This is a genomic window from Exiguobacterium sp. s146 (assembly GCF_018618415.1).
Classification (GTDB): Bacteria; Bacillota; Bacilli; order Exiguobacteriales; family Exiguobacteriaceae; genus Exiguobacterium.
Genome location: NZ_JACSMA010000001.1, coordinates 278661 through 294428, shown reverse-complemented (window position 1 = coordinate 294428; position 15768 = coordinate 278661). Strand labels below are relative to the sequence as shown.

General features: G+C 55.5%; 16 protein-coding genes. 8 read left to right on the top strand and 8 right to left on the bottom strand.

The features are described from left to right. Window positions 1-13 precede the first annotated feature (13 nt). A complete protein-coding gene (locus tag KNP83_RS01660; protein ID WP_214759710.1) occupies window positions 14-691 on the top strand; it encodes a response regulator transcription factor in 678 nt (225 codons plus the stop codon). Continuing rightward, window positions 688-2082: a sensor histidine kinase gene (locus KNP83_RS01655; RefSeq protein ID WP_214759707.1), complete on the top strand. Its 1395-nt coding sequence runs from the start codon at window positions 688-690 to the stop codon at window positions 2080-2082. Before KNP83_RS01660 ends, KNP83_RS01655 begins: the two co-directional genes overlap by 4 nt. Before the next feature lie 36 nt (window positions 2083-2118). Here KNP83_RS01655 and KNP83_RS01650 read toward each other — a convergent pair whose 3' ends face one another. Together KNP83_RS01650 and KNP83_RS01645 are read right to left on the bottom strand one after the other, a co-directional pair. Then, a complete protein-coding gene (locus KNP83_RS01650) occupies window positions 2119-3075 on the bottom strand; it encodes a F510_1955 family glycosylhydrolase (RefSeq protein ID WP_214759704.1) in 957 nt (318 codons plus the stop codon). 59 nt (window positions 3076-3134) lie between these two features. Then, on the bottom strand, window positions 3135-5096 hold the full coding sequence (locus KNP83_RS01645; protein WP_214761607.1) for a heavy metal translocating P-type ATPase: 1962 nt from the start codon (window positions 5094-5096) through the stop codon (window positions 3135-3137). A 176-nt stretch (window positions 5097-5272) separates the two neighbouring features. On the opposite strand from KNP83_RS01645, the gene KNP83_RS01640 reads away from it, so the two are divergent. The 6 genes from KNP83_RS01640 to KNP83_RS01615 all read left to right on the top strand — a co-directional run bounded on the left by KNP83_RS01640 (window position 5273) and on the right by KNP83_RS01615 (window position 10210). Further along, complete coding sequence (locus KNP83_RS01640) at window positions 5273-6640, top strand: multicopper oxidase family protein (RefSeq protein WP_214759701.1); 1368 nt, start codon at window positions 5273-5275, stop codon at window positions 6638-6640. Between the two features lie 26 nt (window positions 6641-6666). After that, window positions 6667-7248, top strand: a complete 582-nt coding sequence (locus KNP83_RS01635; protein ID WP_214759698.1) for a YdhK family protein — start codon at window positions 6667-6669, stop codon at window positions 7246-7248. Between the two features lie 414 nt (window positions 7249-7662). Beyond that, on the top strand, window positions 7663-8379 hold the full coding sequence (locus KNP83_RS01630; RefSeq protein WP_214759695.1) for a peptidoglycan DD-metalloendopeptidase family protein: 717 nt from the start codon (window positions 7663-7665) through the stop codon (window positions 8377-8379). A gap of 203 nt (window positions 8380-8582) precedes the next feature. Then, window positions 8583-9749 (top strand): sensor histidine kinase, encoded by a 1167-nt coding sequence (locus KNP83_RS01625; protein ID WP_251139152.1) that lies wholly within the window; start codon window positions 8583-8585, stop codon window positions 9747-9749. A gap of 94 nt (window positions 9750-9843) precedes the next feature. After that, the gene (locus KNP83_RS01620) at window positions 9844-9990 is read left to right on the top strand and encodes a hypothetical protein (protein WP_021066172.1); all 147 of its coding nucleotides are present in this window, start codon (window positions 9844-9846) and stop codon (window positions 9988-9990) included. Between the two features lie 49 nt (window positions 9991-10039). Beyond that, entirely contained in the window at window positions 10040-10210 is a 171-nt protein-coding gene (locus KNP83_RS01615) for a hypothetical protein (protein WP_214759693.1), read from the top strand. Between the two features lie 23 nt (window positions 10211-10233). Here KNP83_RS01615 and KNP83_RS01610 read toward each other — a convergent pair whose 3' ends face one another. Genes KNP83_RS01610 through KNP83_RS01585 form a run of 6 tightly spaced genes read right to left on the bottom strand, consistent with a single transcriptional unit; the run spans window position 10234 to window position 15628 of the window. After that, a complete protein-coding gene (locus KNP83_RS01610; RefSeq protein WP_214759691.1) occupies window positions 10234-10917 on the bottom strand; it encodes a glycerophosphodiester phosphodiesterase in 684 nt (227 codons plus the stop codon). A gap of 1 nt (window position 10918) precedes the next feature. Further along, window positions 10919-12229 (bottom strand): ABC transporter substrate-binding protein, encoded by a 1311-nt coding sequence (locus KNP83_RS01605; RefSeq protein ID WP_214759684.1) that lies wholly within the window; start codon window positions 12227-12229, stop codon window positions 10919-10921. Window positions 12230-12244: 15 nt separating this feature from the next. Next, window positions 12245-13054: a carbohydrate ABC transporter permease gene (locus tag KNP83_RS01600; protein ID WP_214759682.1), complete on the bottom strand. Its 810-nt coding sequence runs from the start codon at window positions 13052-13054 to the stop codon at window positions 12245-12247. After that, window positions 13051-13956: a carbohydrate ABC transporter permease gene (locus KNP83_RS01595; RefSeq protein WP_214759679.1), complete on the bottom strand. Its 906-nt coding sequence runs from the start codon at window positions 13954-13956 to the stop codon at window positions 13051-13053. The genes KNP83_RS01600 and KNP83_RS01595 overlap by 4 nt, the downstream gene beginning before the upstream one ends. Next, the gene (locus KNP83_RS01590; protein ID WP_214759678.1) at window positions 13953-15044 is read right to left on the bottom strand and encodes an ABC transporter ATP-binding protein; all 1092 of its coding nucleotides are present in this window, start codon (window positions 15042-15044) and stop codon (window positions 13953-13955) included. Before KNP83_RS01590 ends, KNP83_RS01595 begins: the two co-directional genes overlap by 4 nt. Next, window positions 15041-15628, bottom strand: a complete 588-nt coding sequence (locus tag KNP83_RS01585; RefSeq protein WP_483297892.1) for a glycerol-3-phosphate responsive antiterminator — start codon at window positions 15626-15628, stop codon at window positions 15041-15043. Before KNP83_RS01585 ends, KNP83_RS01590 begins: the two co-directional genes overlap by 4 nt. Window positions 15629-15768 lie beyond the last annotated feature (140 nt).

Here is a 15768-nt window from a genome sequence, read left to right as displayed (position 1 = left end):
AGGAGGACCACATATGAAAATTTTGATTGTCGATGACGAAATGAAAATGAGACGTTTGCTCCGCCTATTCTTAGAAGGCGACGGCTATACCTGTATCGAGGCCGCAGACGGACGAGAAGCGATGGAACGGATTTCCGAACGTCCGGACTTGGTGATGCTCGACATCATGATGCCCGGTGTCGACGGAATCACGTTGTGCCGCCAAATCAAGGCGCTCGATGCCGAACTGCCCGTCGTCTTGTTGACGGCCCGGTCGGACAGCGAGACGACGATTCGCGGACTTGACGCAGGGGCGGACGACTACGTGACGAAGCCGTTCGAAGGGAACGTGCTCCTGGCCCGGATTCGTGCGGTGTTGCGACGGAGCCGTGTCACGAATGTGGATTACGGTGCGTTGCGCTATGACGAGGCGAGCGGCCGGATCCTCTATCAAGAGCAGGAGATCGTGCTGACCCCAAAAGCGACGGCCATCTTGAAGCTGTTCCTGCAACACCCGAATCGACTCTACAACCGGATGGATTTATACGACTTGGTCTGGCCTTACTCGTCCGAGTCGGACCCGCGCACGGTCGACGCCCACATCCGGATGATTCGCGACAAGCTCGGCGAGGCCGGCTTCCCGATTGACGACTATTTGAAGACGGTATGGGGCCGCGGCTATCGCTGGATTGAGGAGCGATCGGACTCATGACATTCCGACGCAACAGTCTCCCATTCCGAATCAGCCTGATCTTTTTATTGACGACGTTATTGATTGAAGGTGTCTTGTTCTTATTGCTTTACCATACGCTCCTCGGAGAGCGCGTCATCGAAGAAATCGATCGGCTCGAATCGAGGGCGGAAAGTCATGCGAGCGTACTCGCGATGAGTTTTGACGAGGAGACGATCGACCACGTCGCGACGATGGAGAGCGAGACCGATACGAAAGTCGCCATCACCGCTCCTGACCACTCGATACTACAAACGTCCAACCGCTTTCCCAATCCGCTCTCGATGCTCGTCCAAACGGAAGCGAACCGAGGCGATGCCAATGTGACGACCGTCCTCGAAGACGATTGGGAGAATGAGCCGTATCTCGCCGTCCGCACCCCGATCGATGCGATGGAAGACGACACCCGCTACGGGTATGTATATATGTTTTTGCCTACCGAGATTATCCACGGAATCAGCCATCGGCTCCAACTCCGGTTTCTGTATATCACCGGCATCGCCCTCGTCATCACCATCATGACGTTCGTTTTGTTGAGCCGCTTGATTTCCAACCCGATTCAGCTGTTGCGCCGCGCGACTGAGGACGTCTTAACGAATCCCGAGACGTTAACGCTCCCCACGTCCCGAGAGGATGAAATCGGAGAGTTGGCCCGTTCGATTGAAGCGATGTCACTTGAACTGGTTCGTCTCCGGAAAGAACGGAATCAATTTTTGTCCGACCTCTCCCACGAGATTAAGACGCCGCTCACGTATTTGCAGGGCTATGCCGAAATCGCCTCCAAACCGCAGACGCCCGTCTCGTTGAGAGAGCAGTCGATTCAGACGATTCTCGAGGAGAGTCAGGCGCTCACCGAGCTCGTCGAGAACGCGTTCCAGCTCGCCCAGTTGGATGAGAACACGTTCACGTTGCATCTCGAACCTGTGGCGGTCGATGCGCTCTGTGACGATTTACAACGCGTGCTCGCCACGATGTTCCGGGTGACACCGATTGCGTTCGATAGCAGCACCGACTGTTCTTCCCAGGACGTCGTCTTACAGTTGGATCGACATCGCATTTTACAAGTGTTCCGCTCCATCGCCCACAATGCGATTCAACATAGTGAGGCCGGTCGAGTCCGATTCGATATGCAACTAACGGATGAAGCCCTTCACTTCACGATTCAAGACGATGGGAAAGGTATTCCTGAAGAGGACCTGCCTTACATCTTCGACCGCCTGTATCGGGTCGAAAAATCACGCTCCCGTCGCACGGGCGGCAGCGGACTCGGCCTTGCTATCGCCCATCAAATCATCCGATTGCATGACGGGTCGTTGACCGTTGTCTCCACTCCATCTGGGACGACGTTCACGATCAAGCTTCCGCTCCAATGAAAAAATTCCGGCACCTGAGTCAGGGGCCGGAATTTTTTAGTTCACTTTCCCATCTTGCAACAGCTGCGTCCATTCCTCGTCCTCATACATATAGACGCTATTGCCTGACGTCGCCAGCAAGAGGCGATCTTCCTCGATTACGAGTTCGATTGGAAGATCACCCGCCGCGAGCTCAGGGAGCGGCAGCGACGTCTCCGTCTCTTTTCCGAGTTCACGGACAATCAGCTCGAACGATGTATCGGCTTGCCCGATGTAGGCGACCGAACCGTTCGTTGACGCCATCGTCACGACGCTCGTTCCATCGATGAACAGCTCGAACGTGTCTCCGCCGTCGTTCGAGACGAGGATGCCGTCCGGCCCATAAACGAAGACACGTTTCGGTTCGCTCGCGTCCGCCATGATTCCAGCGATACCCGCACCATCAATCCCGTTCATGTTCATCGGCTCAAACGTCTTCCCGCCATCGAGCGACCGATAAAATCCTGGTTCGAGTTCGCTCGTCGCCGTTTCTAAATACACGTAGAGGCTCTCAGATTCGAAGCCCGCACTCATGTAGTGAAAATCGGCCTCGCCTTCTAGCGAGCGAATCTCGAGCGTCTCGCCTTTATCGGTCCCACGGACGACGCCGAGCGGATTCTCATAAGGCGAATCCTGTGCCGGGTGACCACTCGCATAAAACCCGTCCGCGACGAGCTCGAAGCCCATATAATCGTGACGGTTCGACGACAATTCGTACCAGCCGTCTTCCCTGAATTCCATCAGTCCCGTATGCGTCGCAATGACCGGACGCCCGTCTGGCCAAAAGCCGGCACCGTGAATATGGGAGACCGCGGTGCCTGTTTCTGTCGATGTCCAGCGGTCCGGCACCTGTTCCGTCGACGTCTCTTTTTCTTCCGTGACCGGTGTCGTCGGCTCGTTCGCCGGCGTCGCCCCGCCACACGAGGCAAGGAATATCGTCATCGTGAGCGTTGGTACGAGTAATGTTCGTCTCATTTAAAATCCCTCCATCTTTAGCATCTTCCCTAGTATAAAAACTAAAGATGAAAGATTTGTTAAAGTTTGAGCGTCCGTGCGTTCAAGGCGACGATGACCGTACTGAGACTCATGAGCACCGCACCGACGGCTGGCGACAAGAGGATGCCGATCGGGGCCAACACACCCGCCGCGAGCGGGATGGCGACGATGTTATAACCGGCGGCCCACCACAAGTTTTGAATCATCTTGTTATACGTGTTGCGAGACAAGTCGAGAATCGACAGCACGTCTTTCGGGTTGCTCCGGACGAGGACGATATCGGCCGTCTCGACGGCGACGTCGGTCCCGCTGCCGATGGCGATGCCGACGTCCGCTTGGGCCAAGGCCGGTGCATCATTGATGCCGTCCCCGACCATCGCCACTTTGCTGCCATCGGCTTGGATGGTTTGGACTTGCCGTGACTTGTCGTCTGGCAATACTTCGGCATACACTTCATCGATGTGAAGTTGCGACGCGACCCAGTCGGCCACTTTCCGGTTGTCCCCGGTGAGCATGATGGAGCGGACACCCCGGTCTTTCAACGCTCGGACCGTCTCTTTCGCTTCATCGCGGACCATGTCCGCCAAGGCGATCATGCCGATTAATTCGCCGTCCCGAATCGTGAAGACGACCGTTTTGCCGGCATTGGACAACGTCTCGAACGCCGCCTCGTCGATGGTGATGTGCTGGTCACGTACATGACGCGGGCTGACGACTCGGACTCGGGCGCCTTCGACCTGTCCTTCTAGCCCGACGCCGGTAATCGAAGCGAAATCGACGACTTCTGGCAGTTTCAATCCGCGCTGCTCTGCTTCCCGGAGCACGCCGCGCGCGAGCGGATGTTGCGACGCCGTCTCGACCGCCGCCGCGAGACGCAACACCTCGTCTTCGGAATGCGTGGCCGCAGCCACGATGTCGGTCACCCCGAAGTCGCCTTGTGTCAACGTCCCGGTCTTATCGAAGATGACCGCGTCGAGACGACGGGCCTCCTCGAACTGGGTCCGATTCCGGATGAGCAGGCCGCGTTTCGCCGACAACGCCGTCGAGACCGCCACGACGAGCGGCGAGGCGAGACCGAGCGCATGCGGACAGGAGATGACCATGACCGTGACCATGCGTTCGACGGCCATGCTGACGGGATATCCGAGTGCGAGCCAGATGACGAACGTCAAGACGCCCGCCCCGACCGCCACGTAGAACAGAAGCTTCGCAGCCCGGTTGGCCAAGTTTTGTGTTTTCGACTTCGACTCCTGTGCCTCTTTCACCAACTCGATGACTTTCGACAAGTACGTGCTCTCCCCCGTGCTCGTCGTCTTGATCGTCATGCTGCCTTCTTGGTTGATCGACCCGGCGATGACGACGTCGCCCGTCTCTTTTTCGACAGGCATCGATTCACCGGTCAACATCGATTCATCGACCGTCGTCCGCCCTTTGAGCAACTCCCCGTCGACCGGGATCTGTTCGCCCGGTTTAACGAGAATCAAATTCCCGACATGGAGATCAGAGACCGGAACGTCTTCGACCGCCTCCCCATTCATTCGGTGTGCCACGCTCGGGAGGAGACGGACGAGCTGTTGCAACGCGTTCGACGCGCCCATAATCGAGCGCATCTCAATCCAGTGCCCGAGCAACATGATGACGATTAACGTCGCCAATTCCCAGAAGAAGTCATGGCCGTGCCCGAAGCCGAACACGATGGCGACGCTATAAAAGTACGCGACGCTGATGGCGAGGCCGATGAGCATCATCATCCCCGGATTTCGTTGACGTAATTCGTCGAGGCTACCTTTCAAAAATGGCCACCCGCCGTAGACGTACACAATCGTCGCCAACACGAATAACGTCTCCTTCTCATAAGGAAACGTCAGTTCAAAACCGGCCCACTCTTGAATCATGTCCGACAAAATCAGAATCGGGATCGTCAGCCCTAAAGAGACGAAAAATCGACGCTTATACTCTTCAATCATCCCTTCATGTCCTCCGGCATGCGAGTCATGCATCTCTCCGTGTCCATGATGAGATGACGCGTGGTGTGAATGTTCCACGTTGACCACCTCCTATGTATACCATATACCCCTATACAGTATATAAAAACTTGTTTTTCGTTTAACAAAAAATTCACAACTTGTTGGTATAACAGAATAGGCTCACGTTTTATGCGAAAGGATGATGCCATATGAACCACACGATGAAATGGGTCATCGGGATGGGACGCGGAGGCATCGTCGAGCTCGTCTCGTCGAACGAACCGAGCCACCCCCTCCCCATCCCGGAACGGCTACAACCCGACCGCGTCACGGACGAGGCGCTCTATTATACGATTCGCACCGAACGTGGCGAGCATCGATTCTTCGATCAAGGTGTCAGCGCGGAGACGCTTGGCTATAACGGGAATTTATTAGGGCCGATGATTGAATTGCCGACTGGAAAGACCGTCTATATTAATACGATCAATCAGTTGGATGAACCGACCTCGTTCCATTGGCACGGTCTCGTCATTCCGGCAGCCGAGGACGGTGGACCCCACCAAGCGATCGAACCGGGCGAACAAAGACAAGTCCGTCTCGATGTCGACCAAGAACCGGGCACGCTCTGGTTCCACCCGCATCCGATGGGCGCGACGGCCGAACAAGTCTATCTTGGCCTGGCCGGACTGTTGTACGTGACGGACGAAACGGAGAACGAGTTGCCGAATGAGTACGGTGTCGATGACATCCCGCTCATCGTCCAAGACCGCCTCTTCACGGATGACGGACGGCTCGACTACGACCGCCAGATGAACGTCGACGGGACGGTCGGGGATACGCTCCTCGCGAACGGGGCGATCGATACGACGTTCGACGTGACGACGAATACGTTGCGCGTCCGCCTCGTCAACGGTTCCAACGCGCGAAATCTCGACTTCTCCTTATCGAACGGAGAGGCGCTCACGCAAATCGCGACCGACGGCGGTATGCTCGACCAACCGGTTTCGCTTAAGACGTTGACGCTCTCACCTAGCGAGCGCGCCGAGATCATCATCGACTTCTCAGGCATGGCGACCGGATACCGCCTTGCCCTTCAAGCGGACGGGATTCCGTTCACGACGTTCACGGTGCGCGACCTCACCGAGCAAGATGGCGACTGGACCGATGCTTTCACGGAGGCCCCTGTCGCTCACAAATCGAGCGAGACCGCTCGCCGGCTCACGTTGTTCGGGATGGGCAATATGGTGACGATCGACGGCAAACAATTCGATCCCGATCGCATCGATATCAACGTTCGGCAAGGGTCGACCGAGGTGTGGGAGATCTATAACCGGGAGGACATGATGGGCGGGATGACCCACCCGTTCCACGTCCATGGCGTCCAATTCCGTATCCTGGAACGGGACGGCAATCCGCCGCCTGACAACGAACGTGGCTGGAAAGATACGGTCGCCGTCGCCCCGGGCGAAAAAGTGAAGATTGAAATGACGTTTCGAGAGACCAGGACGTTCATGTACCACTGCCACATCCTCGAACATGAAGAAAACGGGATGATGGGCCAATTACGAGTCAACTAACGATATTTTGTTTGGAGGGAATATGAATGAGATGGAATAAGAAACTTGGCATGATGACAATGGCGCTCTCACTGAGCGGATTGCTCGTCGCTTGCGGTGAAGACGATACAGCGAATAACGACACGAACATGGACAATCAGATGGAAGAGACGATGGACGGGAACGACCATTCTGGGATGGATATGTCCGGTTCGGGTGATGTCCCGGAAGGCTTGAAGTCAGCAGAGAACCCGACGTTCGCGGTCGGGGACAAAGCCGTCATTACGGAAGCTCACATGCCAGGAATGGAAGGCGCGGAAGCGACGATTGTCGGCGCCTACGACACGGTCGCCTACAGTATCTCGTACGATCCGATGCACGGCGGCGAGCGCGTCAAAGACCATAAATGGATTATCCATGAAGAGATTGAAGGTGCACAGGATGCCCCGTATGAGGTCGATGACGAGGTCGAAGTCAACGCCGAGCATATGAGCGGGATGGGTGGCACGACCGCTACCATCGATTCCGTCGAAGAGACGACCGTCTATATGGTCGATTTCTCGTTAGAATCCGGGGAAGAAGTGACGAACCATAAATGGGTCACCGAAGAAGAACTGTCGACACCTTGATTGAAACGGTAATATGCAACCTTCTCCTTATAAGCAGACAGGCTAGACCGAGGCCGATGCCTCGGTTTTTCCTTTTTGTTGAGACGAGGTGTGGTAAGGAAAACCTGATTTTCTTAAGGTTTTTGATTTTCTCCAAAACAATTTATATTTCCCTGTTTTTCAAAAGCTAAACAGCGATAAATCGGATTTTTTTTGAATTTTAGGCATATATTCGTTTACCAGCAAAACGTTGAACATCTTATTTTCGTTGATATAACTAGACTTTCAACAACACATCCTCGTTTTCATAGCGATTATACTTTTTTGAAATATAAATGACATATTAGGATCTATTTTTTGATGGTAAAATTTTTTTGTAAGGTAATTATCATTGTTCTGTCGCATTGTTACATAATTGAAAGGATTTACCATATCATGAAAAAACAACTGATGACGATCACATTAGGCGCTCTTCTTGTTTCCGGCTTGGCCATTCCCGCTTCGACACCGGTAGAGGCAGCTACATCGTATAAAGTCAAAGTCACGACGAACGTCTTGAACGTGCGGAGCGGCCCATCGACGTCTTATCAAAAAGTCGGCAGTGCCAAACTCGGCCAAACGTTCACGTATCTCGGCGCGACCGGATCATGGACAAAAATCAATTATAACGGCAGCACCAAATACGTCTCGAGTACATATGTCAAAAAATATAGCAGCACATCCCTACAAACGGCGACAGCCGGCAAATTCTTGATTCCGACGAAAGGCACGCTGACACAAGGCTATGGCCCGGCGAGCGGCAAATACGGCTATACGTTCCATAACGGCATCGATTTGGCGGCCGCGAAAGGCACGACCGTCCAATCCGCCGCGTACGGTCAAGTCATCGTCGCCCGTAACTATGGTGCCTACGGCAACCACGTCATGGTCACACATACCGTTGACGGTCAAGCCTACACGACCGTCTACGCTCACTTGGACCGCTTGAACGTCGTCAAAGGACAGAAAATCGCCAAGGGTGGGAGAATCGGTACGGTCGGCAACACCGGCAACTCGTACGGAAGCCACCTCCACTTCGAAATCCATAAAGATAAATACGTCTACAGCAGCTCGACGGCTGCCAATAGCGTCAACCCATACACGTTGTTCTAATGCTAACACCTTCCTCTAACCCACGAGGAAGGTGTTTTTTCCTAGAAATGTGCGTATTTTGACCGATTATCCCGGTTGCGGTCCATTCCTAGCTAGGTCTATCGGGGGGATGGGGATTCATTGCCAAATGGCGTATAATAAAAGAGTATGTCGAATACTACTTTTGTTTATATATAGCTCTATTAGGAAGGGAGGTTGTTCTTATGAAGCGCAAGTCATTCTATCCGGCTCGTCGGTACCATGGTCGTTCGACGGCCAAGCGAATGCATCGGCTTCACGTTCCTCATACGTTACCGATTCACTCGATCGTCGAAGAGGCTCAGGATGCGGTCTGTTACATCGACTTCACCCGGAACCATCTGTATACGAACGATGAGCTTCGTGCCATCTGTCCGTCGATGGTCAGCCAGCGTTTCTCGCGTTCGGAAGACATGACCCGGTTCTTTTATCATGCGTTTGAGCGGAACGGCGCGGACATGACCGACGTGACCGTGTTTTGGGACGAGCTCATGACGAATCGGTACGGCTGTTGCCCGAGCATGGAGGCGAAATCACTCCGCATCGGTGAACGGACGATGCAAGTCATCGTCAACTTTACGCATACGCCGCGCGGTGCCTTTCTCATGTGGCGAGATATCACCGACGCCGTCCGGTTCGAGGAGCAAAAGGACGCCTTCCTCGCCGAACTGTCGCACGAGTTCCGCTCCCCGCTCACGGCCATCAACGGCTACGCCGAGCTGCTCATGTATCAACATCACGACGACGACAAGACGCACGGGATGTTGACGCTTGTCAAACGCGAGGCCGAACGGCTCGAACGGCTCGTCGACAACTTCCTCGACTATCAGCGCGTCAACTACTCCGAGGACATCTTGACGCTGTCGACGTTCAAATTAACACCGGTGCTCGAAGATCTCGTCGCCCACTATCAGGCGACTTCCCCGAACCACGACGTCGTCTTGTCGGCTTCTGACGTCTCCATCGAGGCGGACCAGGAGAAACTGCTCCAGTTGCTCCATAACTTGATTGGGAACGCCATCAAGTACTCGCCGGAAGGCGGGACTGTCACAGTCGAGGTCGGAAGCGAGGGTGACACGAATGTGTTATCAGTCCGTGATACCGGCATCGGCATCCCGAGCGACGCCATCCCCTACGTGTTCGACGAATATTACCGCGTCAATTCCGATGCGCACCGCCCGATCAAAGGGACAGGTCTCGGCCTCCGCATTTGCAAACGGATTGCCGAAGCGCATGGCTGGGGCATCCACGCTGACTCGGTGTACGGGGAAGGGACGACGTTTTCCATCTATTTGTACGCGCATAGTACGACGAGCACGACGCTGCTCACCGAACAGGAAATGACTGACTAAGCGACTGGCCATACGCCAGTCTTTTTTTGTACGGCATGAACGACCTGCAAAGCGGGAACAGTCAAAGTGAGAAAGTCAGAAAGGATGGATTCCGATGAAACGTCAACGCGGCTTTTTGGCACTTCCGGTCGCCGTCGCCTTTATCCTCATTTTCGGGCTGTTGTTCGATAACTGGTGGCTCGGGCTCGGCATCGGTATCGCGATGTTCTTCGCGTTCCAAGGGACGAAGAAGAAAGCGTGAAACTTTTTGCGGTGACACCCGTAGAAAGTGGAGAAAGGAGGCAGTCTCCATGTCCAACAAACAGACGACGGGTAGCAGCGCCTTTCCGCTCGCCCTCGCCATCGGCGTCTCGCTGGCCATCGCCCTCGACAACTATTTGATTGGGCTCGCGATTGGCGTCGGGTTGTATTTCGCTTTTAGTGATGCACCGAAGAAAGAAGAACAGAAACGAACCCCTTGAGAGACGTCTCTCAAGGGGTTCGTTCAGTTGATACGTTGAAATAACTCGACCTCATCCGTCATGATGGCGTCGATACCGGTCATGTCCGGCAGCTCATGCGGGTCATTGATTGTATACAGACGGAGCAAGCGATTTTGATCCCGGATCGTCTTCGCATCTGCCGTCCCGACGAACTCGGGCTGGGCATGGACCGCCTCGGCCCCCACCCGTTCGACGAGCTCCATCAGTTGCGGATGACCGTCGCCGGTCAAGACGGCGATTCTCGCGTCTCGGGCGACGTCCCGCAACCGGACGAGCGTGTCCAGATTGAACGAGGAGAAAACGACGCGCTCTTCTAGCTTGAACTCGGTAACGGCGAGCCAGGCGAGATATTCAATGCCATCATAGTCAAATTGATCCGTCTTCAACTCGATGTTGAGCGTGACGTCGGATTTTTCAATCAGAAGCAGCACTTCCTCGAGCGTCGGGATGCGTTCCCCGCTCTCCGTCCGGAGCAAGCGGAGCTGCCGGAGTGTCATGTCCTTCACATAACCGCTCCCGTTCGTCGTCCGGTCGACCGTCTCGTCATGGATGACGACGAGGCGGCCGTCGCGCGTCAATTGGACGTCGAGTTCAATGCCGTCGACGTGTGGGAGCGCCGCCTCGAACGCGCTAATCGTGTTCTCTGGATATTTGGCGCTATAGCCGCGATGGGCGTAAATCAACATGTCATTGCCCCAAGGTGGAAGTCGTCTCGTCAGCTGCGCGCTTCAACGCCTCTTCGACCGAGACACCTTGATACAGGCTCTCCATCGCATTGACGACGCTCTGGCGTGACTGCGGGAACGTCGAGATGAGCGCGCCTTGTGTCGCCGGTGACGCTTTCGTCTCACTCAATTGGTCGACCGTCACTTTCAGTTGCGGGTACTCGGCCCACATCTCTTTAACGACCGGCTCGTCATACGCGTCCGGGTTGATTGCGAAGTAGCCGGTGTCGACGTGCCATTTGGCCTGTGCTTCTTTCGAGGCCGCATACTTCATGAACTCCCACGCGCCTTGCTTCGTCTCGTCGGCGATGCCGTCACCCATCCAGAGCGAGGCCCCACCGATGATGACACCTTCACGATCGGCTTCGTTCGGGACCGGCAAGTACGACGCCCCGACCTCGAAATCGGCGTTGTCCGCTACGGTACGAATCCCGGCCGATGAGTCGAGATACATCGCGACTTTCCCTGATTGGAAGGCGGCGCGCATGTCATCCCAGTTTTGACCGACGTTCATGAATGTCTTGTCGTCGTACATCTCTTTAATCAAGTTGAAGGCATTCTGCCCTTCTGCCCCATCGAAGACGGCTTTCGTCGGTGCCCCGCTACGGCCGTTGTCGTTGTCGACATATAACCCGCCTTGCGCGGCGACGAGCTGTTCGAAGAACCAGCCATAGTTGAGCATCGTGAAGCCGGTCTGGCCATCGGTCGTCAGCGCCTTCGCCGCTTGCTTCAACTCGTCATATGTCCGCGGCGCCTTTTCCGGGTCGAGGCCCGCTTTCTCGAACGCGTCCTTGTTGTAGATGAGCACCGGCGTCGACGAGTTGAATGGCATCGAGTACTGCTTGCCGTCGACTTGGTAATAGCTCAAGATGTTCTCTTCCCAAACGCTCGTATCGAAGTCCTCTTTATCGATGAACTCTTGGACCGGCGTGATTTTGTTCGAGTCGATCATATACTTCGTGCCGACCTCGAACGTCTGCATGATGGCCGGTGCGTCCGGTGACCCTGCGACGGCGTTGAACTTCGTGAGCGCCTCTTCATACGTGCCTTGGAACACCGGCTTCACTTCATACTCTTCTTGCGACTCGTTGAAGGCGTCGACTTGATCATTAAGCGCCGTCTCCAAGTCCCCGCTCATCGCGTGCCAGAAGATGACTTCCGTCTTCCCATCCGTCGTCGTGGTCGCCGCGGCCTCTTCCGCCTCTTGACTGCCACATGCCCCGAGCAATAACACCGAACTGGCCAACCCTGCGAATAATGCTGTCTTTTTCATGAACGTTTCCCCCTATTATTTGATTGCACCTTGCGTCAGACCTTCTTGTAACTGCTTTTGTCCTGCGAATAACAGTAGTAGCGTCGGGATGATAATCAGGATGACCGCCGCCATGACGACGCCCCAATCCGAGGCGACCTCGTTCGACTGCATCTGTTTAATCCCGATCTGCACCGTCCGCGCCTGCTCCGTGTTCGTGACGAGGAGCGGCCATAAGTACATGTTCCATGTCGTCAAAAAGCTATATACCGACAACGTGACGAGCGGCGTCTTCGATACCGGCAAGACGACGTTCCAAAAGAAGCGGAAGCGGCTGATGCCGGCGATTTGCGACGCCTCGTACATCTCGTACGGAATCGTCTTGAACTGTTGCCGGAGCAAAAACGTCCCGAACGCGAGCGCGAAGAACGGCACCGACAGCCCCCACACCGAGTTGAGCCAGCCGAGCGACTGAATCGTCAAAAAGTTCGGTACCATCGTCGCTTCCCACGGCACCATCATCGTCGCGAGGAAGAGCATGAAGATGAGCCCTTTTCCTTTGAAGTCGATGAAGACGAACGCGAAGGCGGCGAGGCTCGACAAGACGACCTGACCGACCATGACGAGAAGCGCGACGACGAGACTGTTCCATAAGTACGTCAGGAGCGGGATGCGCTCGAACGCGGCAATATAGTTGTCGAACGTGACGTCACGCGGGATGAGCTTCCCTTTCAACACCTCGCTCCCATCCATCAGGCTGATTGAGAAGGCATAGGCAATCGGGAACAGCATGACGACCGCACTCAAGATGAGAAGCGCATACGTGATGATTTTCCGGAGCGTCATTGGTAATGCACCTTCCTTTCGACGAGCTTGAACTGGAGCCACGTCAACAGGAGCACCGCGAGGAACAAGAGCACAGCCTGCGCGCTCGCCCCGCCGACGTTATAGTTGATGAACGCGTCCTTATAGATGGCGTAGACGATGACGTTCGTCGAGTTCGTCGGCCCGCCTTTCGTCAGCAAGTCGATTTGCCCAAATGTCTGGAACGCATTGATGAGCGAGATGATGCCGACGAAGAATAGCGTCGGCGACAGCATTGGGATCGTGATGGCCCGGAGCTGGGTCCAGTAATTCGTCCCGGCGATGTCCGCACTCTCATACAGCGTCCGGTCGATGTTTTGCAGCCCGCCGAGAAGAATCAAGAACGTGAAGCCGATGTTCATCCAGACGGTCGCGAGCGACACGGATAGGAGCGCGTACTGCGGGTCGAGGAGCCACTGCACCTCACTCGCTCCGACCGCTTCCAAGAAACGGTTGAAGATGCCGATGGACGGGTTGTACATAAACATCCAAATGACCGATGAGGCCGCGACGCTCATCCCCATCGTCGCCGAGAATGCCGTCCGGAAGATGCCAATGCCGCGCAGCTTCTCGTTGGCGAGGAGCGCCAGACCGAGCGCGATGATGATTGTGAGCGGGACGGTCAACAGAACGAAGCCGACCGTCGCCTGAATGCTCTGCCAAAACGAGGCGCTCGTGAACAGCTTGGCGTAATGCTCGCCGCCGACGTAGCTAAGTGGCGTTCCTTGTGTGTCCGTTTGAAAGAAGCTCAAGTAAATCGTCCGGAACAGCGGATAGACGAGGAAGATGCCGAATAGCGCAATCGATGGGGATAAGTAAAGCAGTCCGCTCGCCGCGTCCGACAATCGGGTCCGGACGCGCTGTCTCGGTAAGGCGACCGTCATTGGAACACCTCCAATGCCTCGAACAGTTTCGGTTGTCGCGGCTCGATGCGATTCCCGTCCGTGTCAAACAAGGACATCTGTTTCGGGTCGACGTAACAGGCAATCTTCTCCCCAATCGACAGCGGCCATTGCCCCGGCCATTTGGCGAGCCATTCGACGCCGCCCATGTCGAAAGCGAGAATAGTCTCTGTGCCGAGCACCTCGATATTCTTCAGCTCAGCATAGAATGTGACATCCTCGTTCGCCGGTGTGATCTGTTCCGGCCGGATGCCGAGCGTCGCCGTATCTTCTCGCGTCAGCGTGTTCGGATGGAACAGGCGTCCGTCCGAGGCGACCCAACCATTGTCCGTCCGTTGCACCGGTGTGAGGTTCATCGGCGGTGACCCGATGAACGAGGCGACGAACGTGTTCGCCGGCTTATTGTACAAATCGAGCGGTTGGCCGACTTGCTGGACCTCGCCATCGTTCAGCAGCATCATCCGATCGGCCATCGTCATCGCCTCGACTTGGTCGTGGGTGACGTAAATCATCGTCAGCTTGAGCTTGCGTTGCAGCTGCCGGATCTCCGAGCGCATCTTGGCCCGAAGCTTCGCGTCCAAGTTCGAGAGCGGCTCGTCCATGAGGCAGATCGGTGACTCGGTGACGATGGCCCGCGCTAAGGCGACCCGTTGTCGCTGTCCGCCTGAGAGCTCGCGTGGCTTCCGCTTCAAATAGTCGGTCAGTCCGAGCGTCTCAGCCGCTTCCAAGCAACGTTCGCGCTGCTCGAGCTTCGTCAATCCTTTCGTATGTAAGCCGAACGTGATGTTCTTCTCGACGGTCATATGCGGATAGAGCGCATAGTTTTGGAACACCATCGACAGTTGCCGTTCGCTCGGTTTCAAGTCGTTCGCGGCGACACCGTCGATGCGGAGCGTCCCGCTCGTGATTGACTCAAGCCCGGCAATCATTCGCAACATCGTGCTCTTGCCGCAGCCCGACGGTCCGACGAGGGCGAAGAATTCACCGGCCTCGATGGTCACGTCAATCCCGCGGATGACTTCTGTCTCGTCGTATGCTTTTTTGATGTTCTGTAGTTGAATCGATTTCATATGACATCCTCCTTCATTCCTTGAGACGCCCAGAGCCGCTCGTCTCCGGTCGAGACGGCGAACGCCCCGTGGGACAGTGCTTCATGCACGTGAATCGGCTTCCGGATCATCCCACCCGTCACGATTGGGAGCGAGATGTGTTCGGCAACGTGTTCGATGACGCTCGGAATCAGACCCGGCATCAGTTCGAGCGCGTCCGGCTGTTGCTCCTTCGCCATCTTGATGCCCGACGAGATGGCGTCCGAGTCGACGAGAAACAGACGCTGCACCGTCATCAGGCCGGCCCGTTTGGCGTGTTGAATGACAGACGCCTTCGTCGTCACGATGCCATCGGCACCGACACGTTTCGCCAAATAGTCAATGCCGTCCCGGTCGAGGCTGATGCCGTTGATCCGTTCGGCGTGCAAGAACACGGTCCGCTTCTCCCGCTTCAAATGGGCGACATAGCGGTCGAGCGTGCTGAGCGTCCCCATCATGAGGAACGTCGTCGTCACATCCGACTGAAGGAATGTCTCGAGTTGTTTCGGTGATTTGATGGAGGCGATCATCTTCTCTTGTCCGATCGTGCGGAGCGTTTCATTCACTTGAATCATCCTTCCCTAGAAAAAAGGACCAACAGAAACAGAACGTCATCGACGTACGGTCTTCTGTTGGTCTCTCGAATGTTCTACCGGTTGCTATTCACTTGGCATGAGGGGTCTCACAAGTCATATTGTACCGAATG